Source organism: Streptomyces sp. NPDC021224 (genome assembly GCF_044332905.1).
Classification (GTDB): Bacteria; Actinomycetota; Actinomycetes; order Streptomycetales; family Streptomycetaceae; genus Actinacidiphila.
The window spans coordinates 1-22391 of the sequence record NZ_JBIRPW010000006.1; the positions used below are offsets into that span (position 1 = coordinate 1).

At 73.1% G+C, this 22391-nt stretch carries 18 protein-coding genes; 12 read left to right on the top strand and 6 right to left on the bottom strand.

All coding sequences use genetic code 11. From position 1 onward, the window contains the following. The coding region (locus ACH4PY_RS16605; protein WP_398182184.1) for a condensation domain-containing protein at positions 1-1550 on the bottom strand (1550 nt) is incomplete at its 3' end. A gap of 287 nt (positions 1551-1837) precedes the next feature. On the opposite strand from ACH4PY_RS16605, the gene ACH4PY_RS16610 reads away from it, so the two are divergent. The 8 genes from ACH4PY_RS16610 (at position 1838) to ACH4PY_RS16645 (ending at position 15984) form a co-directional block, all read left to right on the top strand. Continuing rightward, positions 1838-3322: a class I adenylate-forming enzyme family protein gene (locus ACH4PY_RS16610; RefSeq protein WP_398183377.1), complete on the top strand. Its 1485-nt coding sequence runs from the start codon at positions 1838-1840 to the stop codon at positions 3320-3322. Continuing rightward, positions 3319-4770: a condensation domain-containing protein gene (locus ACH4PY_RS16615; protein WP_398182187.1), complete on the top strand. Its 1452-nt coding sequence runs from the start codon at positions 3319-3321 to the stop codon at positions 4768-4770. The genes ACH4PY_RS16610 and ACH4PY_RS16615 overlap by 4 nt, the downstream gene beginning before the upstream one ends. A 2-nt stretch (positions 4771-4772) precedes the next feature. After that, a complete protein-coding gene (locus ACH4PY_RS16620) occupies positions 4773-5684 on the top strand; it encodes a thiamine pyrophosphate-dependent dehydrogenase E1 component subunit alpha (RefSeq protein WP_398182190.1) in 912 nt (303 codons plus the stop codon). Further along, complete coding sequence (locus ACH4PY_RS16625; protein ID WP_398182193.1) at positions 5681-6661, top strand: alpha-ketoacid dehydrogenase subunit beta; 981 nt, start codon at positions 5681-5683, stop codon at positions 6659-6661. The genes ACH4PY_RS16620 and ACH4PY_RS16625 overlap by 4 nt, the downstream gene beginning before the upstream one ends. Beyond that, positions 6654-7949, top strand: coding sequence for a 2-oxo acid dehydrogenase subunit E2 (locus ACH4PY_RS16630; protein ID WP_398182196.1), 1296 nt, complete (start codon positions 6654-6656; stop codon positions 7947-7949). The genes ACH4PY_RS16625 and ACH4PY_RS16630 overlap by 8 nt, the downstream gene beginning before the upstream one ends. Then, on the top strand, positions 7949-13435 hold the full coding sequence (locus tag ACH4PY_RS16635) for an amino acid adenylation domain-containing protein (RefSeq protein WP_398182199.1): 5487 nt from the start codon (positions 7949-7951) through the stop codon (positions 13433-13435). Before ACH4PY_RS16630 ends, ACH4PY_RS16635 begins: the two co-directional genes overlap by 1 nt. Before the next feature lie 77 nt (positions 13436-13512). Beyond that, on the top strand, positions 13513-14325 hold the full coding sequence (locus ACH4PY_RS16640) for an enoyl-CoA hydratase/isomerase family protein (RefSeq protein ID WP_398182202.1): 813 nt from the start codon (positions 13513-13515) through the stop codon (positions 14323-14325). A gap of 504 nt (positions 14326-14829) precedes the next feature. Next, positions 14830-15984 carry a diguanylate cyclase domain-containing protein gene (locus ACH4PY_RS16645; RefSeq protein WP_398182205.1) on the top strand — a complete coding sequence of 385 codons (1155 nt, stop codon included), beginning with the start codon at positions 14830-14832 and terminating at the stop codon, positions 15982-15984. 4 nt (positions 15985-15988) lie between these two features. On the opposite strand, the gene ACH4PY_RS16650 is transcribed toward ACH4PY_RS16645, so the two are convergent. Next, on the bottom strand, positions 15989-16540 hold the full coding sequence (locus ACH4PY_RS16650; protein ID WP_398182208.1) for a hypothetical protein: 552 nt from the start codon (positions 16538-16540) through the stop codon (positions 15989-15991). A gap of 104 nt (positions 16541-16644) precedes the next feature. Between ACH4PY_RS16650 and ACH4PY_RS16655 the strand changes: the two genes are divergently transcribed. Both ACH4PY_RS16655 and ACH4PY_RS16660 read left to right on the top strand, forming a co-directional pair. Continuing rightward, positions 16645-17307, top strand: a complete 663-nt coding sequence (locus ACH4PY_RS16655) for a TetR/AcrR family transcriptional regulator (protein ID WP_398182211.1) — start codon at positions 16645-16647, stop codon at positions 17305-17307. A 120-nt stretch (positions 17308-17427) separates the two neighbouring features. After that, positions 17428-18324 (top strand): LysR family transcriptional regulator, encoded by an 897-nt coding sequence (locus ACH4PY_RS16660; protein ID WP_398182214.1) that lies wholly within the window; start codon positions 17428-17430, stop codon positions 18322-18324. A 72-nt stretch (positions 18325-18396) separates the two neighbouring features. Here ACH4PY_RS16660 and ACH4PY_RS16665 read toward each other — a convergent pair whose 3' ends face one another. Further along, positions 18397-18942 (bottom strand): RICIN domain-containing protein, encoded by a 546-nt coding sequence (locus tag ACH4PY_RS16665; RefSeq protein ID WP_398182218.1) that lies wholly within the window; start codon positions 18940-18942, stop codon positions 18397-18399. A 351-nt stretch (positions 18943-19293) separates the two neighbouring features. Between ACH4PY_RS16665 and ACH4PY_RS16670 the strand changes: the two genes are divergently transcribed. After that, complete coding sequence (locus ACH4PY_RS16670; RefSeq protein ID WP_398182222.1) at positions 19294-19857, top strand: Uma2 family endonuclease; 564 nt, start codon at positions 19294-19296, stop codon at positions 19855-19857. A 76-nt stretch (positions 19858-19933) separates the two neighbouring features. Here ACH4PY_RS16670 and ACH4PY_RS16675 read toward each other — a convergent pair whose 3' ends face one another. Next, positions 19934-20278, bottom strand: coding sequence for a putative quinol monooxygenase (locus ACH4PY_RS16675; protein ID WP_398182224.1), 345 nt, complete (start codon positions 20276-20278; stop codon positions 19934-19936). 32 nt (positions 20279-20310) lie between these two features. On the opposite strand from ACH4PY_RS16675, the gene ACH4PY_RS16680 reads away from it, so the two are divergent. Further along, the gene (locus tag ACH4PY_RS16680) at positions 20311-20667 is read left to right on the top strand and encodes an ArsR/SmtB family transcription factor (protein WP_398182227.1); all 357 of its coding nucleotides are present in this window, start codon (positions 20311-20313) and stop codon (positions 20665-20667) included. A gap of 26 nt (positions 20668-20693) precedes the next feature. On the opposite strand, the gene ACH4PY_RS16685 is transcribed toward ACH4PY_RS16680, so the two are convergent. Then, positions 20694-21845 (bottom strand): methyltransferase domain-containing protein, encoded by a 1152-nt coding sequence (locus ACH4PY_RS16685; RefSeq protein WP_398182230.1) that lies wholly within the window; start codon positions 21843-21845, stop codon positions 20694-20696. 295 nt (positions 21846-22140) lie between these two features. Beyond that, positions 22141-22362 carry a DUF397 domain-containing protein gene (locus ACH4PY_RS16690; protein ID WP_398182232.1) on the bottom strand — a complete coding sequence of 74 codons (222 nt, stop codon included), beginning with the start codon at positions 22360-22362 and terminating at the stop codon, positions 22141-22143. Positions 22363-22391: the final 29 nt, after the last annotated feature.

A 22391-nucleotide genomic window follows, 5' to 3' on the forward strand; every position in this document is an offset into this window, starting at 1 on the left:
GCGCCCGACCACACCACCCCCAGCAGCGCGACCAGCATGTGCGCCCGCCGCGAGCTGAGCACCGCCACCCGCGCCCCCGCCACCGCACCCCGACCGCGCAGCTCAGCACCCAACCGCGAGGCGGCCGCGACCAGTTGCCCGTAGGTCAGGACGGTCGTGCCCGACACCACCGCCACCGCGTCCGGCGCCACCTCCGCCCGCTCACGCACCAGGTCCACCAGCGTCACCGGCGGCAGCTCCACCACCGGACCGTCCCACGACGCCAGCTGCTCCCGCTCCGCCACCGGCAGCAACTCCAGCTCGCTGAGCGGAAGTTCGGGAGTGACGGTCGCCGAGCCGAGGAGGTGGAGGAAGCGCGCGACGAGGCGTTCGGCGGTCGTGCCGTCGAAGAGGTCGGTGCTGTGGATGAGGATGCCGACCATGCTGCCGTCGGGCTGCTCGTAGAGGTCGAGGGTCAGGTCGGTGCGGGCGGAGTGCCAGCCGAAGGGGAAGGGTTCGGCGTCCAGGCCCGGGAGCGGTTCGGCGACGGTGCCGTGCGTGTGCAGGGCGAAGAGTGCCTGGTAGATCGGGGTGCGGCTGAGGTCGCGCGGGACGCCGAGCGCGCCGACGAGCTGCTCGAAGGGCACGTCGGGGTGGGCGAGTCCGGACAGCACGCCGCGCCGGGTGGCGCGGACCAGGTCGGTGAAGGACGGGTCGCCGCTCAGGTCGCAGCGCAGCACCATCGTCGTTGACAAGTAGCCGACGACGCGCTCCAGTTCGGGGCGCCCACGCCCGGCGGCCGGGGTGCCGACACAGAAGTCGCTCTGCCCGCTGTGCCGCGCGAGCAGCACCTCGTAGGCCGCGAGCAGCACCATGTACGGCGTGCAGCGCGTCTGCCGGGCCAACGCCTTTACCCCGTCCGCCAGTTCGGAGTCGAGGGTGAAGCGGACCTCGCCGCCGTCGGTGGTGCGTTCGGCCGGGCGTGGCCGGTCGGTGGGCAGCTCCAGGTCCGGCGCGCCGGACAGCTGCTCGACCCACCAGGCGGGGTCGGCCTGGGTGTCGCCGGCGGCGGCGACCACGTCGGCGAACTGCAACGGCGGTGCGGGCAGGGCCTGTCCGGCGTAGTGGGCCGCGACCTCGTCGCGCAGTACGTTGAAGGACCAGCCGTCGCTGTTGATGTGGTGGGTGACCACGCACAGCACATGGTCGTCCGGCGCGATCCGTACCAGCGTGACGCGCAGCGGCGGTGCGGCGGTGAGGTCGAAGGGGGCGGTGGCGCGGGCGGCGACGACGCGTTCGGCGTGCTCGGCCGACTCCGCCGCCGTGACCTCGACGCGCACCGGGCTCGGGTCCTCGACCACCGCGAGGGCCGTGCCGTCCTGTGCGGTGAAGCGCGTGCGCAGCGCCTCGTGCCGGGCGACGACGGCGGTGAAGGCCGCCTCCAGCGCGGGAACGTCCGGTGCGCCGCGCAGCCGGTAGGCGTAACCGGCGTTGTGCGAGGGGTCCTCGGGGTCGAACTGGTGCAGGAACCACAGTCTCTGCTGCCCGAACGAGAGCGGTCCGGTCTTCACAGGTCTCTCCCCCGTGCTGTGCTGTGCGGTACGTGTGCGGGTACGCCTGCCAGGCGATGGTGCGTGCGGTACGTGGCCTCGGATCCGTCACGGTGCGTGTGCGTGGCGCGACCATCCGGAGCAGGTGCAGCCGGGAAGAGAGCCACGGGATGGCGGTCTCGGGGCGGCTGTGACGGATGCGGCGGCGGTGAATTTCGTAAACTCAGCCGACACATTTTCGAGGGTTGACGGTTCTGGGTGACGATGCCAGGGTGAGGCCCGCTCAGTCAATGAGCGTATTTCGGGGGATGCGCTGCACCGCGCTGTGGCGTCGATCCCGTCAATTGACCGGCTATTGCCCGGTTTTGGCACAGGGGGATCAGCACGTGAGTACGATCCTTTCCGAATTGCTGCGCGCCCGCGCGGTAACGGAAGCCGATCGTCCGGCTTTGAAAGTTGCGGGGGCAGGAAACCTTACTTTCGAAAGCTGGTGGCGCCGCTCCGACGCTGTCGCCGCAGGTCTGCTGCGCCGCGGTGTCACTCCCGGCGACCGTGTCGGGCTCGTCTTCGGCAACGCCGACTGGATCGACTACGCGGTGGCCTTCCTCGGCACCCTCAAGGCCCGTGCCGTCGCCGTACCGCTGTCCGACCAGCTCGGGCCCGCCGATATCGACGCCCGGCTGGCCCACTGCGGCGCCGCGCTCGTGCTGCGTGCCGGTGAGCTGCCCGCGGCCGAGGCGGAACCGGGTACGGACCTGGTCCGGCCCGCCCCCGGCGACCTCGCCCAGATCCTCTACACGTCCGGAACGACCGGCCGTCCCAAGGGAGTCGCGGCCACCCACGCCAACCTCGGCCACGGCTGGGGCGGCCGCCGCAAGCCCTTCACGCACTCCGAGACACTCGCGCACGCCTTCCCGATCGGCACCCAGGCCGGGCAGTGGATGCTCGCCAACGCTGTGGGCGCGCACCCCACCGTGGTCACCCTCGGCCGCTTCACGCCCGGCCGCTTCGCCCGCGTGATCGAGGAGCACCGCGCGGGCACCGTCTTCCTCGTCCCCACCATGGCCATCGAACTGCTGGCCAGCGGGGCGCACCTGAAAGCCGACCTGTCCAGCGTGCTGCTGCTCGGTTCGGCCGCGGCGCCGCTGCCCGCGCGGATCGCCGGCGAACTCGCCGCAGCCTTCCCGCGTGCGACGATCGCCAACTACTACACCTCGACCGAGGCCGCGCCCGCGCAGACCGTGATGCTCTACAGCGCCGGGCGCCCCGGCAGTGTCGGCCGTCCCGCCTCCGCGGGCGACGTCCGGGTGGCCACCGCGGAGGGCGAGCCGCTGCCCGCGGGCGAGACCGGCGAGGTCTGGATGCGCTCGCCCACCGCGAGCCGCAGCTACTACGGCGACGCGGCCGCCTCCGCGGGCGTCTTCCGCGACGGCTGGGTGCGCATGGGCGACCTCGGCTACCTCGACGCGGACGGCTACCTCTACCTGGTCGACCGGGAGAGCGACGTCGTCAAGTCCGGGGCCCACAAGGTGTCCACGCTGCACGTCGAGGAGGCCGTCTACGCGCACCCGGACGTCGTGGAGGCCGCCGCGTTCGGGGTGCCGCACCCCGCGCTGGGCACCGCGGTCGCCGTCGCCGTCGTCGGCCCCGCCGACCACACCGCCCTGCGTGCCTTCCTCAAGACCCGGCTGGCGTCCCACGAACAGCCGCACCACCTGATCACGCTCGACGCCCTGCCGCGCAACCACGGCGGCAAGGTGGACAAACGCGCCCTGCGAGAGGTCGTCCGATGAAACGCCAACTCTCCTTCACGCAGCACGGAATGTGGATCGCCGCGCGCATGGGCGCCGGCACCGCCTACCACATGCCCCTTGTCATCGCCCTGGACGGCGACGTGGACCGCGGCGCGCTCGCCAAGGCCTGCCACGCCGTCGTCGAGCGCCACCCGCTGCTCGGCTGCGCGCTGAGCGACGCGGACGGCGACCCGGCGCTCGTCCCCGCCGGGCGGCTGCCCGCGCTGGAGGAGGCCGGAACCGTGGCCGAGGCCGTGACCCGGCCCTTCGACCTGCACACCGGGCCGCTGGTGCGCTTCGTGCTGGTCGGCGGTGACACGCTGGTGGTCGTCGCCCACCACCTGGTCTTCGACGGGGCTTCCAAGGACCTGCTGGTCGCGGACCTCGCCACGTACTACGAGGGCGGCATCCCCGCCGAGCTGGAGGAGACCGACCACGCTGCCGCCCAGCGCGAGCGCGTCGCCGAACTCCTCCCGCAGGCAGCCGAGTTCTGGGCCGCGCGGTGGCACGAGCCCGCCGCCACCGCCGTGCCCGGGGGCGCGCTGCGCTCGCGTGGCGCCGCCGACGCCGACGTGCTGGAGATGCCGCTGTCGCTGCCCCGCCTCGACGGCCTGACGTCCTTCGAGGTGCTGGTCGCCGCGGTGCACGTGCTGCTCGCCTCGTACGGCAACGCCGAGGTCGTCACCGCGCTCGACCTCGCCACGCGTACGGAGGCCGAGGCCGCGCACATCGGGGCGTACGTCAACGAACTCCCGCTGTTCTCCCGGCCGTCGGGGCAGCAGGTCTTCGCCGACTTCGCCGCCGGGCTGCGGACGGAGCTGCGCGAGATCTACCGCTACCGCGAGGTGCCGCTCGCCCGCGCCGTGCCCGGACTGCGGCCGCACGCCGCGCTCGCCCCGGTGTCGATCAGCTACCGGCGGCTGCCGGACACCCGCAGCCCGCTCGGCGAGGTGCGGTGGCTCGCCTTCAACCACAGTGTGCGCGGCGCGCTCCAGCTCCAGGTCGCGCACGGCCCGGCGGGCGCGGTCGCGAGCCTGCGCTACGACCCGCTCGAACTCCCCGCCGCCGGGCGCTTCGTGGACGACCTCACGCGGCTGCTCGACGCGGCCGGACGCGACCCGCGGCAACGGCTCGCCGACCTCGTCGACTTCACCGCGCCGGTCGTCCAGGGCGAGGAGGACGCGGACGAGGCGCCCGCCGCCGCCCCGGCCGACGACGCGCTCGCCGCGGGCGACCCGCTGGTCGATCAGGTGCGGGAGATCTGGGAGCAGGTGCTCGACATGGCGCCGATCGGCCTGCACGACGACATCTTCGACCTCGGCGGCCACTCGCTCACGATCACCCAGATCATCGCCCGCATGCAGCAGCAACTCGGCGTGGAGATAGGCCTGGACGACTTCTTCGACAACTCCACCGTCGCGGGCGTGGTCGCGGTGATCCGGCGATGACCGTGGCGAGCACAATCTGGGAGCGCTCCCACACGCTGGGCGACGTCCCCTCCGACGACGACCTCACCCAACTGCTCACGATCCGGGCCTTCGAGCTCAAGCTCCTCGACCTCTTCGACCGCGGCATGCTCAACGGCACCACCCACACCTGCCTCGGCCAGGAGTACGTGCCCGTCGCGCTCGACGCGCTGCTCGGTCCCGCCGACCACGTCTTCAGCAACCACCGCGGCCACGGCCACTACCTCGCCCGGCACCGCGACCCCGAGGGACTGCTCGCCGAGATCATGGGCCGCCGCGGCGCGATCTGCGGGGGCGTCGGCGGCAGCCAGCACATCAAGCGCGACCGCTACCTGTCGACCGGCGTGCAGGGCGAGTCCCTGCCCGTCGCGTGCGGTGTCGCCCTGCATCTGAAGCGCACCGCACCGGGCGCGCTGGCCTGCGTCTACATCGGCGACGGGACATGGGGCGAGGGCGGCGTCTACGAGGCCCTCAACCTCGCCGCACTGTGGCAACTGCCGCTGCTCGTCGTCGTCGAGAACAACGGCATCGCCCAGTCCACGCCGACCACCCGCACCATGGCGGGCAGCATCGCCGGACGCGCCGCGGCCTTCGGGATCGACCACGTGCGGACCGCCTCCACCGACCTGGACGAGATCCGCACGCTGCTCGCGCCCGCGGTCGCCGCCGTACGCCAAGGGCGCCCGCTCGTGGCGGAGTTCGCCACGCACCGGCTCGGCCCGCACAGCAAGGGTGACGACACCCGCGGGGCCGAGGAGATCGCCGCCGCCCGCGCAGCCGACTGGTACCCGCGGCTCGCCGCTGCCGAACCCGAGCGCTTCGCCCGGCTGGACGCCGCCGTCCGGGCCCGGATCGACGCCGTCGCCGAGGACGTCACCGCCAGGGAGCCGGTATGAGGGTCGCCGAGAACCTGAACGCGGCGCTGCACGGCCTCATGGAGCAGCGGCCCGAACTCCACGTCCTCGGCGAGGACATCGCCGACCCGTACGGCGGCGCCTTCAAGATCACCCGCGGGCTGTCCACCCGCTTTCCCGAGCGCGTCCTGTCCACGCCCATCAGCGAGAACGCCATCACCGGGGTCGCGGCCGGGCTCGCGCTCGCCGGGGACAGCGCGATCGTCGAGATGATGTTCGGCGACTTCACCGCCCTCGCCTTCGACCAACTGGTCAACTTCGCCGCCAAGTCCGTGACCATGTACGGCTCCCCGGTGCCGATGCGGATGGTGCTGCGCTGCCCGGTCGGCGGCGGGCGCGGCTACGGCCCCACGCACAGCCAGAGCCTCCAGAAGCACTTCGTGGGCGTCCCGAACCTCGCGCTGTACGAGGCCTCGCCCTTCCGCGACAGCGCCGCCGTCCTCGCCGAGATGCTCGAACGCGGCGAACCCGGCGTGCTGTTCGAGGACAAGGTCCTCTACACCAAGCGGATGTACGAGGTCGAGCCGCCCTTCGCCCTCGCCGAACGCGACGGCGGCACCGCCGAGGTGAGCCTGCCCGGCGAGCGGCCCGACTGCGTCGTCATCGCGCCCGGCGGCGTCGCCCACCGCGTGCTGGACGCCATGCGCACGCTCCTCGTCGAGGAGGACATCGCCTGCACGCTGCTGGTGCCCTCCCGGCTCTACCCCTTCGACGCCGACGACCTCCAACTCCCCGACGTGCGACAGATTTTCGTCGTCGAGGAAGGCACCGCGGGCGGCACATGGGGCGCCGAGGTCGCCCACGTCCTGCACCGCCGCCTGTGGTCGCGCCTCGACGGCCCGGTGACCCTCGTCCACTCCGCCGACTCCGCCATCCCCACCGCCGCACACCTCGAACGCGCCGTCCTCGTCGGCGCGGAGGGCGTGCACCGCACGATCCTGGAGACGCTGCGTGGCTGAGCTGCTCGTACCCAAGCTCAACAACAACGACACGGAATACGTCCTGACGGACTGGCTCGTCCCGGACGGCACGGACGTCGCCGTGGGCGACCCGGTCGCCGTCGTCGAGACGTCCAAGGCCGCGGAAGAGCTGGAGGCGACGTCCCCGGGCACCCTGCGGCACGCCCTCGCGGCGGGCGCGGTGTGCCGCCCCGGCGAACGGCTCGCCGTCATCGACGACGGCACGCAGCCGGCGCCGGTCCCGGCCGCCGCCGCGGTGGGCGCCGTCGACCAGCTCGTCACGCGGCCCGCGCAGCAGCTCATGGACGAGCTGGGTGTGTCCGCGGCGGAGGTGGCCGCGCTCGGGCGCGCGGTCGTGCGGCGGGAGCACGTCGCGGCACTGCGGCCCGGTGCGGTGGTGCCGGGTGGCACCTCCGTGGGCAGCCCGGGACCGGCCGCACCCGCGGGAGCGGTGCGGACCGCAGGCACCGGAGCGGCCCCCGGCGCGTCAATGGCACCGCCCGGCCCCGTACCCGCGGCGGCCGGGCTCGCCCCCGCCGAGGGCGGACCGGTGGTCGTGGCTCCCGTGGCTCCCGCGACACCATCGGCAGTGCCGTCCGGTGGGTCGGAGGCCGCCGGCTTCGCCGGAAGCGGACCGGTGGCGGCCGACGCCCCCGGCGTCACCCGTCTCGCGCTCCCGCGCGTGCAGCGCGGGGTCGCGCGGGCCGTGGAGATCTCGCACCGCACGATCCCCGCCGCCTACACCGTCGTGCGGATGGATCTCGGGCCCGCGCTCGCGTATGCGAAGCGGGTGACGCGGGAGGTGCGGCGGCCGGTCGGGGCGGGGGAGTTGTTCGTCCGCGAAGTGGCGCTGCTGCACGCCGAGTTCCCCCGCTTCTTCGCCAGCGTCGAGGGCAGTACCGCGCTGCTCGCGGACGCCCCGCACATCGGGGTGACCGTCGATCTCGGGGAGGGCCTGTTCGTGCCGTGCGTGCGGGACGCGGCCGGGCTGTCGATCGGCGAGATCGCGACGCGGCTGATGACGTTCCGGCTCGCCGCGACGACCGGCTCGTTCCGTGAACGCGACCTCACGGGCGCGAACTTCACCGTCACCCTGCACACCGACGCCGACGTGGTGCTCGCCGTGCCCTTCGTGCTGCCCGGGACGGTGTGCGCGCTCGCGGTCACCGCGCCCGGCGACGGTTCGCCCGCGAACATCGGGCTCGCCTACGACCACCGGCTGATCAACGGGCGCGAGGCGACGCTCTTCCTGCACGCGCTCAAGAACTCCATGGAAAGGCTCGCCTGATGACGTCGGCCGTCGAACTCTCCGAGGCGAAGCGGGAACTGCTCAGGCGCAGGCTCAGCGGCAAGCGCGGCGCGCAGGGCATCCCGGCGCGCCCCGCGGACGCCCCGGCGCTGCTCGCGCCCGCGCAGGAACCGCTGTGGTTCATGGAGCAGTACATGCCCGGCACGGGCACGTACACCATCGCCCTCGCGGTGCGCCTGTCCGGACCGCTGGACGTCGCGCGGCTGACCGCGGCGCTCGCCGAACTCCCGCGCCGCCACGACAGTCTGCGGCACCGCTTCCCCGCCGACGACGAGGGCCATCCGGCCGTGCACGTCCTCGACGAGGCGCCCGTGCCGCTCGCGCGCGCGGAGGCGGCGAGCGACGAGCAGACCCTCGCGCTCATCGGCGAGGAGTGCGCGATCCCGCTGGACCCGGCGGACGGCCCGCTGCTGCGGGCGCTGCTCGTGGAGCGGCTGGACGCGGCGGAGGGCGCCGGCACCGAGACCGGCGCGGGCAGCGCCGAGCACGTCCTCGCCCTGCTCGTGCACCACCTGGTGGCCGACGGCCAGTCCGCCCAGCTGCTCGTCCGCGATCTCGTCGCCCTCTACCGGGACGAGGCCGCGCCCGCGCCCGCCGTGCGCTTCGGGGACATCGCCGCCTGGCAGCGCGACCGCACGCTGGAGCGCGAAAGCGCCTACTGGCTGCGGCAGTTGGACGGCCTGCCCCGGCTGGAGCTGACCACCGACCTGCCCCGCCCGGCCCGGCAGCGCTTCGAGGGCACCTCGACCGTACGGCTGCTGGATGCCGAACTGACCTCCCGCATCGACGCGTTGAGCCGCGAGCACGGCGCTACGCGCTTCATGGTCGTGCTCGCCGCCTTCGAGGCGCTGCTGTCCCGCTGCACCGGGCAGCGGGAGTTCGGCGTGGGCACGCCCGTCGCCGGACGGACCCGGCCGGAGTTCGAGGGCGTCGTGGGCATGTTCGTCAACACCCTCGTGCTGCGCGCCGACATGGCCGACGACCCGGCCTTCACCGAACTGCTGACGCGCACCCGGGACGTCGTGATCGACGCGCTGGACCACCAGGAACTCTCCTTCGCCCGGCTGGTCGAGGAGCTGAACGTGCCGCGCGACCCGAGCCGTCAGCCGCTCGTCGACGCGCTGTTCTCGATGCACGACTTCCCCGTGGCCACGGGTGACGACGACGGCGCCGAGGTGCGCGTCGCGGACTTCCCGCTCACGCCCGGCTCCTCGCGGCACGACCTGGAGCTGTACGTCGTACCGTCCGGCGACGGCGGTCTGGCCTGCACCTTCACGTACAAGACCTCGCTGTTCACGGCCGGGACCGTGGAGCGGATGGCCGGACACCTGGAGACGCTGCTGCGCGCCGCGCTCGACGCGCCCGGTACGGCCGTGAGCCGTCTTCCGCTGCTGGACGCCGCCGAACGCGCGCTGCTGGACGGCTGGAACGACACCGCCGCCGACTACCCGGCGGACGCGACGCTGCACGGCCTCGTCGCCGACCAGGTCCGCCGCACCCCTGACGCGCCCGCCGTCACCTTCGACGGCGCCACCCTCACCTACGCCCAGCTCGACACCCGGGCCGACCGGATCGCGCACCGGCTCGCCGCCGAGGGGGTCGGCGCCGGCTCGCTCGTCGCCGTCTGCGCCGAACGCTCCCTCGACCTGCCCGCGGCGCTGCTCGGCGTGCTGCGGACGGGCGCCGCGTACGTCCCCCTCGACCCCGAATACCCGGCGGAGCGACTGGAGTTCATGCTCCAGGACGCGGAGGCCCCGGTCGTCCTCACGCAGAAGAGGCTGCTGGACGGCACCGCGCAGGGCGCGCTCGGCGAGAACGCGGGCACCGCGCAGGCGCTCACCGCGAGCAGCGCGACCGTCCTCGTCCTGGACGACCCGGCGGTGTGGGAGGACGGGCCCGGCACCGCGTTCCCGGCGGCGGGCGAGCCGGGCGCGGCCGCGTACATGATCTACACCTCGGGCTCCACCGGCCGTCCCAAGGGTGTGCCCAACAGCCACCGCGGCATCGTCAACCGGCTGGACTGGATGCAGAAGCGCTACCGGATCGGCGCCGCCGACAGCGTGCTCCAGAAGACCCCGGCCGGATTCGACGTCTCCGTGTGGGAGTTCTTCTGGCCGCTCCTGTCCGGCGCCCGCCTGGTGCTCGCCGAGCCCGGCGGCCACCGCGACCCCGGCTACCTGCGCACGCTCATCGCCGAACAGGGCATCACCACCGCGCACTTCGTCCCGTCGATGCTCGGCCTCTTCCTCTCCGACGACTCCGTGGCCGAGTGCACGGGCCTGCGCCGCGTCATCTGCTCCGGCGAGGAACTGCCCGTCGATCTCGCCGCGCGCTGCCTGCGCACCCTGCCGGACGCCGAACTGCACAACCTCTACGGGCCGACCGAGGCCGCCATCGACGTCTCGTCCTGGCAGTGCACACCGGAAGAGCTGGAGGGTCGCGCCCGCGTGCCGATCGGCCGCCCCATCCAGAACGTCACCCTGGACATCCTCGACGCGCACGGCGAGCCCGTACCCGTGGGCGTACCCGGCGAGTTGACGATCGGCGGGGTGGCCGTCGCGCTCGGCTACCACAAGCGGCCCGAGCTGACCGCCGAGCGCTTCGCGGGCGGCCGCTACCGCACCGGCGACGCCGCCCGGCGGCTGCCCGACGGCGCGATCGAATTCCTCGGCCGCCTCGACAACCAGGTCAAGCTGCGCGGCCTGCGCATCGAACTCGGCGAGATCGAGACGGCGTTGCGCGACCGGACGGGCGCCCGCGAGGCGGCCGTCGTCGTCAGCCCCGACCAGCGGCTGATCGCCTACCTCGTCGGCGGCCCCGACGACCCGGCCGACGCGCGCGACGCCGTACGCGGCTACCTGCCCGACTACATGGTGCCCTCGCACGTCATCGCCCTCGACGCGCTGCCACTCACCCCGAACGGCAAGCTCGACCGCAGGGCGCTCCCGGAACCGGAGGTCACGACCGCCGCGTACCGCGAGCCGACCACCGAGGTGGAGCGGATCGTCGCCGCGGTGTGGGCGGAGGTCCTGGAGGCGACACGCATCGGCCTGGACGACGACTTCTTCGACCTCGGCGGCCACTCGCTGCTCGCCATCCAGGTCGTCGCCAAGCTCCGTACGGCGCTGCCCGCGGGCGGCCGCCCGGTCGGCCTGGTCGACATGTTCTCGAACCGCACCGTCGCCGAACTCGCCGACTTCGCCTCGGAGTCCGCCCCCGAGGGCCCGCGCCCCCTGCTCCAGCGCCTCACCCCGCGCCGCAAGTCCACCCGCGTGACGTACGTGTGCGTCCCGTACGGCTCCGGCAGCGCCATCGTCTACCAGCCGCTCGCCGACGAACTCCCCAAGGACGAGGCCCTCTACGCCCTCTCGATCCCCGGCAACGACATCGGACTCGACGAGGAGCCGATGGAGTTCGACGAGCTGGCCGCCCGGACCACCGAGGAGATCCTCGCGATCGAGGGCCCGTTGGTGATCTACGGGCACTGCGGGGTGGGCGCCGCGCTCGCCGTCGAGCTGTCGCGGCGCGTCGAGGCCGCCGGGCGGGAACTGGAGGCCTGCTACATCGGCGCGATCTTCCCCTTCGCCAAACCCGCGGGCATGTGGCGGCGGCTGGTCCGCCCCGAGTTCTTCGAGCGGCTGCGCAGCAGCCAGAGCGACCTGGACTCGCTCAAATCCCGCGGTGTGGACCTCGACGAGCTGGACCCGGCCGTCGCCGACCGCATCATCCGCACGATGCGGCACGACTCCCGATCCGCCGAGGAGTACTTCACCAAGCTCTTCGACCAGCCCGACCGCCGCAAACTGCGGGCCCCCGTCGTGTCGTTGATCGGCGAGCGCGACCCCGCCACGCAGATGTACGAGGAGCGCTTCAAGGAGTGGCGCGCCTTCACCGACACCGCGGCGCTCGTCGTCCTCGACGAGGGCGGCCACTTCTTCCTGCGCTACCGCGCCGCCGAGGTCGCCCTCGCCCTGCGTACCCACACCCAACTGCCCGACCCGCCACGGCGGGTGGACGGCGACACCTGGTGGGTCGAGGACGTCGCCACCGAGGAGTCCGAGGCGGCGCTGAGGGCCGACGCGGACCGGGTACGCCCCAGCATGGGCCGCTTCCTGACCATCGCCAGCGGCCAGCAGATCTCCCTCATCGGCTCCGCGCTCACCGGCTGGGCGCTGCCGCTCACCGTGCTCGTGGACAACAAGTCCCTCGCGCAGTTCTCGCTCATCGCCGTGCTCAACCTCGCCGGGCTGCTCATCTCCCCGCTCGCGGGCGCGATCGTCGACCGCGGCGACCGGCGGCGCGTCATGCTGTGGGCCGACGCCGCCTCCGGCATCATCGAGGCGATCCTGTGGGCGCTCATCCTCGCCGGCGGCATCCACGTCTGGCAGATCTACCTGCTGGTCACGGCCCTGTCGATCAGCACCACCTTCCAGCGCCTCGCCTACGGTTCCGCGGTGCCGCAACTCGTGCCCAAGCAGTACCTGGGCCACGCCATCGGCGTCACGCAGATGACCAACGGCGTCGCCCAACTCGTCGTCCCGCTCATCGCGGCGGGCATGCTCAGCGTCATCGGACTGGACGGCATCGTCCTCATCGACGTCATCAGCTACGCGTTCGCCGTCGCCGTCGTCCTCTTCGTGCGCTTCCCCAACACCCTGCCGTGGCGCCCGCGCGAGCCGCTCACCACCGAGATCGCCAAGGGTTTCAGCTACACCTGGAACGACCGCGGCCTGCGCTCCGTCCTCAGCTTCTTCGCGGTGCTCAACCTCTTCATGTCGCCGCTGCTGCTGCTCGTCTCACCGCTCGTGCTGTCCTTCGGCACGCTCGGCGACGTCGGGCGTGTGTCGGTGGTCAGCGGGCTCGGCGTCATGCTCGGCGGCACGACGATGGCGATCTGGGGCGGGCCCCGCGTCAAGCGCTTCCGCGGGGTGCTGATCACGACCGTGTGCATGGCCGCGGGCGGCTTCCTCGTCAGCCTGCGGCCGTCGCTGTGGCTCATCGGGGCGGGCGCGTTCGCCCTGACGTTCTTCCTGACGATCATGAACTCCGTCTACACGACGATCGTCCAGCTCAAGGTGCCGTACCGCTACCACGGGCGGGTGTTCGCCCTGAACACGCTCGTCGCCTGGTCCACGCTGCCCATCGGCATGGGCCTGATCGCCCCGCTCGGCTCCGACCTCTTCAACCGGCTGCTCAGCGAGCACGGGGCGCTCGCGTCGAGCGCGGGACACGTGGTGGGGACGGGTCCCGGGCGCGGGGTCGCCTTCATGTTCCTGCTGTGCTCGGCGGGCATGGCGCTGGTGGTGGTCGGGGCGCTGCGGATACGGCGGCTGGCGCGGTTCGACACCGACATGCCGGACGCGGTCGCCGACGACCTGCTGGGCGTGGAGGCGCTCGCGGAGAAGTCGCGGGCGGCGGCTTCTCCGGAGGAGGAGCTGGAGCCCGCGGCCGCGCCGGTCGGGTGATGCCGTCCCGGCTGTCGGAGCCTCGTGGCACGATGAGGGTTCGCGAGGTTCACGGTCGTTAACCGGGAGGCGGTCCGATGGGTGCTCAGGCGGATGGGGTGCGGTACGGCGAATGGGTGCGGGTCGAGCGGCCCGCACCCAGGGTCGCCGAACTGGTGCTGGACCGGCCCCGGGCGATGAACGCGGTCTCCTCCGCGATGGCCGAGTCCATCGCGGGGGCGTGCGCCGCGCTGTCCGCCGACGCGTCCGTGAGCGTCGTCGTGCTGACGTCGTCCAACGAGAAGGCGTTCTGCGTCGGGGCCGACCTCAAGGAACGCAATGCGATGACGGACGCGGAGCTGGTCGCCCAGCGGCCCGTCGCGCGGGGCGCGTACACGGGGGTGCTGGAACTGCCCGTGCCGACGGTCGCCGCCGTGCACGGGTACGCGCTCGGCGGCGGATACGAGCTGGCGCTGTCGTGCGACGTGATCGTGGTCGACGGTACGGCGGTGGTCGGCCTGCCGGAGGTGTCCGTGGGCGTCATCCCCGGGGGCGGCGGCACACAGCTCCTCCCGCGCCGGGTGGGCGCCGCGCGCGCGGCGGAGCTGGTCTTCACGGCGCGGCGGGTGGGGGCGGCCGAGGCGGTGGGCCTCGGGATGGTCGACGTGCTGGCGGAGGAGGGCACGTCCGCGCGGGACGCGGCGCTTTCCCTCGCGGGGCGGATCGCCGCGAATTCGCCCGTGGGGCTGCGGGCGGCGAAACGCGCCTTGCGGCTCGGGCACGGGCTCGACCTGCGGACGGGGCTCGACATCGAGGACGCGGGCTGGCGGACGGTCGCGTTCTCCGGTGACCGGGCGGAGGGGGTGGCGGCGTTCAACGAGCGGCGCACGCCGCGGTGGCCGGGGGTGTGACGCTCTGGGGTGCACCCTGCTGTGGGGTGCGCGATCGTCCGCCGGTGGGGGTTGCTCGCTCCGTTCTCCCCCAGAGCTTCGCCTGGGAGGTGCCCCCACGCGCCCCTTTCGCGGCGCGCCGGTGGGCGGGTCGGGGGCCGCCACGGGGCACCTCCTCGGAATGCGCCTTCACCCTCTTACCGAGTTGGTGAGGGACTGGCAGCGCATTCCTGCGGGGGCACCCCGCACCGTCCCCCTCCAGGGGCGATGGCGGCTGCCTGCCGGTGGGGGAGATGTCCCAGGTACTGCGGTTCGCCGCCGACGGCGAATGCGTCCCACAGGAAGGCCGGCACCTTTCGCTCCTACCTGCACGGGTGGTGCGGGTGGGAACACCCCGCGCCGAAGGCGCGGGAAACCCCCGCGGCGGGTGAGCCGCAAGCTCACCGCAAGGGGCCGGGTGGCGACTGAACGGCCGTTCGGAGTATTGAGCCCCCGCGGACGCGAAAAGCTTTCTAGCCTGGGGAGATGGAGGACGGGACGGCCGATCGACGGCTCGCGGCGGTCGTCGAACTGGCACAGGCGCTGGCGACGGCGCAGACCCCGCAGGAGGCGGCCCGCGCGGGCGCGCGCGGGGCGCGGCACGCGATGGGCGGCTCCTTCGCGGCGGTGTCCGCGTGGGAGCGGGAGACGGGGCGCCTGCGCGTGCTGGTGAACGACGGCGACCTCGCGCCGGGTGAGGAGCCGGAGCCCGAGGACGAGTCGTATTCGGTGCACGACTTCCCGGAGATCGCCGAGTTCCTGCACGGCAGCTGGGCCCGCGGTGGCGCCCCGCACGCGTGGGTGGAGACGGCGGAGGGTACGGGCGCCTCGCCCGGGGGCAGCTCGTGGGGGCGGGCGGCGGCGCTGCGGCGGCGGGGCCGGGGGAGCTGTGTGGTGGCGCCGCTGGTGCTGCACGGCCGGGCGTGGGGGGAGATCTATGTGGCGCGGGGCGCGGCGGAGCCGCCCTTCGCCCGGCCGGACGCGGATTTCGCGACGGTGCTGGCCGCGGTGCTGGCCTCGGGCATCGCGCAGACGGAGCGGCTCGCGGAGGTGCAGCGGCTGGCGTTCACCGATCCGCTGACGGGGCTGGGGAACCGGCGGGCGGTGGATGTGCGGCTGGACGAGGCGCTGGAGCGGCACCGGGTGGACGGTACGCAGGTGAGCCTGGTCGTGTGCGATCTCAACGGTCTGAAGACGGTGAACGACCGGCTGGGCCACGCGGTGGGGGACCGTCTGCTGGAACGGTTCGGCTCGCTGCTGAGCCTGTGCGGCGCGATGCTCCCGGGGAGTCTCGCGGCGCGGCTGGGCGGTGACGAGTTCTGCATAGTGGCGGTGGGCAGCTCCGCGGACGAGGTCGTGCGGGCGGCGGCGGAGCTGTGCCTGCGGGCGGCGAAGCTCGACGTGGGGGAGGGGGTGGCCTGCGGTGTGGCGTCCACGGGTGACCCGATCGGTCCCGTGCGGTCCGCCCGGCGTCTGTTCCGGCTCGCGGACGCGGCCCAGTACCGCGCGAAGGCGCTGCGGGCGGCGTATCCCGTGGTCGCGGGCCGGGAGGGGCCGGAGGATCCGGTGCTGCACCTCGCCGATTCCCCTCCGCCGACCGATCCGACCGAGCGCCGCCACATCCGCGGCCACCATCCGTAGGGTTTCAGCCCTTGCGGTGCAGGCGGACCGCCGAGGCGAGGAAGAAGATGCCGCCGAGCGCGGCGTATCCGGCGAGGGCGGTCAGGGACGGGTTGTCGGCGGTGGCGCTGCGGAGGAAGGACGCGCCCGCCAGGACGGAGATGCCGCCGCTGGCGATCATGGCCCACTGGCCGCCCATCGGACGGCGGACGACGCCCACGAGGAGCTGGACGAGCCCGGAGACGATCGCCCACGCGCCCCAGACGCGCAGGACGGCGGGGGTGCCCGAGGTGGCGGCGAGGGCGATGCCGAGGGTGGCGAGCGTGCTGACGGCCATGTTCGCGTAGAGGCCCCTGACCGGGCCGGTGGCTCGGGCCGACCGTGCGTCGACGACGGCCGCGGCGACGTCGAAGGCGGGGTAGACGATCAGTAGCACCTTGGCCGGGGTGGTCAGGTCGGAGCCGGAGGCGAGGAGGAGGGCCGCCCACGCGGCGGCGAAGACGAACCGGGCGGCGTAGAGGGTGCGCAGTGTGGGTGCGGCGGGGGCTGTGGGCTCGGCGGATGCGGTGGATGCCACGGTCTGCTCCTGAGGTGAGGTAGAACGTTCTCTCTCTTTTTGGAGCCTGGCACACTTCCGGCGTCGAAACAAGAGAGAACGTTCTCCCTGTTAGGCTGGGCGGTATGACGCAGACGGAAACCGGCGCGAGGGTCTCGAAGGCCCGGGAGCGGCTGCTCGCCACGGCCGCGCGGCTCTTCTACGCCGAGGGCATCCACACCGTGGGCGTCGACCGCCTGGTGGCGGAGGCGAAGGTCACCAACGCCACCTTCTACCGCCACTTCCGCAGCAAGGAGGATCTGGCGGTCGCCTACATCGGGAGCGTCGACCACGCGATCCGCGCCCAGGTCGGCGCCCTGACCGCCGCGGAGGCCCCGCCGGACGCGATCCTGCGGGGCATCGGCGCCTCCCTGGTCGAGCAGATCCGCTCACCCGGCTACCGCGGCTGCGCCTTCCTCAACGCGGCCGCGGAATTCCCCGACCCCGAACACCCCGTCCACCGGGCCGTGGTGCAGCACCGGGCCTGGTTCCTGGAGACCGTCACCGCGCTGTTCGCCGAGATCGCGACCGACTCCGCCGACCACGCCGGCCGCCACTTCGTCATGCTCCGCGACGGCGCGATGAGCGCGGGCTACCTCGGCGACCCCGTCCTCGCGGGCGAGACCCTGCTGCGCGGCATCGACGGCCTCCTCCGGATCCACGCCACGCGCGCGGACCCCCGGAGCGCCACCCCCGCGCCGCCCGCGCCCGTCCCCGGCATCGACTGCGCCCCGCCGCCCGGCGAGTAGCCGGGACCGGCCGGAGCGGGTGCGCCTGCGAGCCCGCTGTTGGTCAGTTGTTGGCGTCCCGGCCTACCGTGCGCGCCGTCGAGTCGGTGACGTGGGACGACGACGGGGAGGCGGGCATCGGTGGAGCTGCGGGACATCGAGATTTTCTTGGCGCTGGCGGAGGAACTGCACTTCGGGCGGGCTGCTGAGCGGCTGTTCGTCTCGCAGGCGCGGGTCAGTCAGGCGATCGCCAAGCAGGAGCGGCGGCTCAACGCCGTGCTCTTCGACCGGGGGAACCGGCGGGACGTGCGACTCACCGCGGTGGGGCGGCAGTTGCGGGACGACCTGCTGCCGGTCCACGCGAGCGTGCACGAGAGCCTGGAGCGGGCGCGGGTCGCCGCGCGCCGGGTCGGCAACACCGTGCGGGTGGGCATGATCCCCGGGAACGTGCACTATCTGCGGGGCTACTGGCAGGAGTTCCGCGCGCGGTGCCCGCAGCTGGCGCTGGAGTTCGGGCACGCCCCGTTCAGTGATCCCTTCGCCGCGCTCCGGGAGGGCGAGCTGGACGTCCTGGTCACCTGGTTGCCCGTCGAGGAGGACGACCTCACCGTCGGGCCGGTGCTGTTCGCGGACGGCAGGGCCGTCGCGGTGTCCGTCGACCACGAACTCGCCGGCCGGGAGCGGGTCCCGGTGGAGATGCTCGCCGACTTCGCGATCACGAGCGCCCGGATGCCCTCGTACTGGGGCGACGCCCTCGTCCCCCTGCACACCCCCGCCGGCCGGCTCATCGCACGCGGGCCGCTGGTCACCGACATGGAGCGGCTGCTGTCCCTGATCAGCCACGGGGAGGTGTTCCACCTCCTCCCCGCGCACTCCGTCCCCTACTGGTCCCGCCCCGACATCGCCTGGCGCCCGGCCGACGGCCTGCCCCCACTGACCTTCGCCATGGTGTGGCGTACCGAAAGCGAGGGCGACGCCATCCGTTCCCTGGCCCGCGTCGCCGCCGACCTGGGGCCGCTCCCCGCGGCGACGGCGTGAACGGCGTGAACGGCGTGCCGTGAGCCGGCCCGGTGACCGGCTCACGGCGTGGCTACCCGACCAGGGCGGGGATCACCTGCGGTACCAGTTCTGGTCCCGGTAGAGCATGCAGGTGTACTGGAAGGCGGTGCTCCCGTTGCCGGTCCCCTGGACGACGACGCAGCCGTTGCCGCTGTTGTCGTTCAGCAGGTGACCGATGTAGGACGGCTCGTCCTGTCCCACGCCGATGGTGTCGAAGTACCACCTCTGGTTGGCGCCGCCGGTGCAGTCCCACTGTCGTGCGGGTGCGCCGTTGTCGGTGCGCCAGTCGGCGATCTCCAGGCACTTGCCGCTGTTCTGGTTCACGTACGTGTGGCGCCCGTAGTAGTCGGTGGTCTCGAACCACTTCTGGTTGGCGCCGCCGGTGCAGTCCCACTGTCGTGCGGGTGCGCCGTTGTCGGTGCGCCAGTCGGCGATCTCCAGGCACTTGCCGCTGTTCTCGTTGACGAGCTGCACCACACCCCCGCTCGACTCCGGCGGCTGGACACTCGCCGACGCGGTCGAGGCGCCCGTGAGCATCCCGGCCCCGATGAGCCCGGCTGTCGCGGCGGCCATTGCCAGGGTCTTGCGGATGAGCATCTTTCCCCCTCGGTGACGGACCGCGGTGCGGTCCCGCGTTGGTGCGGCGCGCCCGGGACGGTGGTCTCCCGGCGTGTCCGGACGCGCCGTGACCAACCCTCGCCGGGGGGCTGGGGCCGATCAACGCCGGTTTCGCGGGGGCGCTGATTAGCCGCGCTTATGACGCTGCCGCGCGCGCTCTGACCCGGAGGGCGTGCCCTGCGGAATGCCACCACGCGTGCCTGGCGTCACTCTGGGTGGCGACCCTCGGCGAGAATGTCGTGTACCGGTGGGTCGAGCCCCGTATGCTGGCCGTGTACCGCCTGCCGGGGCATTCCACGGCTGCCTGGCGGGCGAGGAGGTGGGCGGGACATGAGCGTTGCCGTCGATCACACAGGGCCCTGGACTGTCGCCGACGTCCTCGTCTTGCAGGAAGACCGCACCACTCGCTATGAACTGCTGGGGGAGTCCCTCATCATCTCCCCCACACCTGGCGTCCGTCACCAGCGGGCCTCGTTCCGGCTCCACGTCGCCCTGGAGACAGCCGCCCGGGCCGTAGGCGCGCCGGTGGAGATCCTGGAGGGCGTCAACGTCGTCCTGCCCTCAGGCCTGGTCGTTCCCGACCTGGTGGTGGCCGATGCCGGCGCGACCGCCGACGACCCCGTTGCGGTGGACGTCGAAGCAGTCCGGCTGGTCATCGAACTCGTCTCCCCTGGCAACAGCACCATGGACCGCAAGGTCAAGCCCCTGCTGTACGCGGAGGCCGCCATCCCGTACTTCTGGCGGTTGGAGTTCGACCCGGCCCCGATGCTCGCCGTGTACGAGCTGACGAGCGGCCGGTACGTGGAGCGGACGACCGCGCTCGCGGGGGCGACCACCCGCCTGGACGAGCCCTTCCCCCTGGCCATCGACCCCGCCGGGCTCACCCGGCAGTAGCCGGCGGGGAGTTCGGGCGGCGCGTCCGGACGGTGGGTCCTCCAGGAGTGTCCGGACGCGCCGTGATCACCCGCGCCTATGACGGGCGGACGGCGGCCTCCTCCGCGCTGAGGGGGGTCAGCCAGTGGATCTCCAGGTCCTCGCGGAGGTAGTCCATGCGGGTCTCGCCGAAGCGGGCGAGTTCCGGGACGGCGAGGTGGCGGCGCAGGTCGTCCGGGGAGCGCCACAGCTCGTAGAAGACGAGGGTCGTGGGGTCGGCGGCGTCGCGGTGGACCTGGTACTGGAGCGAGCCCGGCTCGTGGCGGGTGGGCTCGACGAAGGACAGCAGCAGCTTCTCCAGCTCCGCCGCGCGTTCGGGGCGGGGGCGGGCGAATCCGTACAGGGCGACCGGACCCGTGGTCTCAGGTATGACGATGTTCATACCTCGGGACCTTAGGTCGCCCCCTTGGTACGATGCAAGCCGTACCTTTCGGAGAGGGGGCCGCTGTGGAGCTGGGCAAGGTGCTCGCCGCGCTGGCCGACGACCGCCGCCGCCGCGTCGTGGCCGAACTCGCCGCCGGCCCCGACGGCGAGGAACGCGCCTGCGGCTCCTTCGACCTCCCCGTCGGCAAGGCCACCCGCACCCACCACTACCGCGTGCTCCGCGAAGCCGGCCTCATCGACCAGCGCTTCCACGGCAACGGCAGCGCGGTGTCCCTGCGCCGGGAGGCCACCGAGCAGCACTTCCCGGGCCTGCTCGCCCTCCTTGTCGGCGAACTCCGCGAAGTCCGGGAGGACCCGGACGGGGGGCAGCATCCGGGCTGCGCCTGATCGCCCGTAGCCGCGCGTTCCGTCTGCTACGCGGGCGCGAACTCGTCCTCGACGGCGGGGTGGTGGGGGGTGTCGAGCCAGGGCGTTGCGGTGGCGGGGGTGACGGTGAGGCCGAAGCGGGTGACGTCGGGGTGTCCGGCGGCGGTCCACCAGCGGTGGGCGGTGCGGAGGGCGGTCCAGAGGTCGCGGGGGCCGGCCTGGTGGACGGTGGAGGTCGGACGGTCGTCGGTGAGGACGGTTGCCGCCCAGGAGCGGTCGGTGATCCCGTAGAGCCAGAACGACACCTGGGCGCCGCGCCGGTCCCAGGCGCTGACGCAGTCGTGGCCGATGGCCAGGCCCGCGGCGAAGGTGAAGTCCGGGTCGGTGAGGTCGGCCGCGGTCAGGTCGGTGGTGGTGGTGCGGTCGGCCGCCGCGACGACGTCCCCGCCGGGTACGTACTCGGCGTGGGGGGCGCGGCCGCCGCGGTGGGAGCGGGCCTTCATGAACTCCACCGGGCGGACGAACCGGCCCTCCGCCCGGCTGTGGTCGTCGGCGACGACGAGGCGGACGATCGCGTCGGCGTTCGAGTAGCGCGTCCCCCAGGGGGTCACGAGCACGCCGCGAGGAGCGGTCTGCCGCACCCAGGCGTAGGGGACGGAGCGCACCGCCATGGTGCTCACGATCCTGTCGTACGGCGCGCGTTGCGGCCATCCGAGCAGCCCGTCGCCGACGAGGAGGGTCGGGGCCGATCCGGCGTCGCGGAGGGAGGTCGCCGCCGCCGCGGCAACCTCGGGGTCGATCTCGATGCTGGTGACGTGCCCGTCGCCGAGGCGGCGGGCGAGCAGTCCGGCGTTCCAGCCGGTGCCGGTGCCGATCTCCAGGACCCGCATCCCGTCGTGCACGTCCAGGGCGTGGAGCATGGCGGCGACCACGGTCGGGGCCGACGCGGAGGAGGTGGGTACGCGGCCTGGTGCCAGGCCCTGGTGGCGGCCGTCGTCCCACTGCGTGGTGAGGGGTACGTCCGCGTCGGCGAAGCCGAACCAGGCGTCGGGGTCGTCCGCCCGGCTGACCGTCGTACTGGCCCTGGTCGCCATGTCGTACGGCCACATCACCGGCGGCAGGAACCGCGCCCGGTCGACGTCCTCGAACACCGCCGTCCACGGCGCGGCGAGCACGCCGGAGTCGACCAAGGAGCGCACCAGCCGCGCCCATCCCGGCCGCAGTACCGCGTCCCGCCGACCGGTCGGATTCACTTGCGGTGTTGGCCGTCACCAGGCGGCGTGTTGCCGTCCGGCGACGGCGGTTCCTCCGGAGGCGTCCACGGTGTCCCGGGATGCCCGTCCCCTTCGTCCCCGCCCTGTGCCGCACGGTTGGCCAATCCCGTGACCCGCATGGCCGCTCCCTCACGTCCGCGTCGCACAACGTCATCCATTCGCTACGGTACGCACACGGTTGGTGACGCGGCAAGTGTCGTGCGGGCCGCGGGCGGAGGCGTTACCGGATCTGCGCGGGGATGAACTCGCCGTCGGCGGCGGCGCGGTGGAAGGCCGTCCACGCGGCCGCCGTGAAGACGAGGGCGGGGCCGTGACCGTGGTCCTTGCTGTCGCGCGTGGCGACGCGGCCGTCGGGGAGGAGGGCGACTTCGACGCACGTCCCGTTGTTCTCGGAGTGGCTGGACTTGCGCCACGTCGCGCCCGTGAGGTCCGAACTCTTCATCGCCGGTGCTCCCTTGGTGGCTGTGAGGA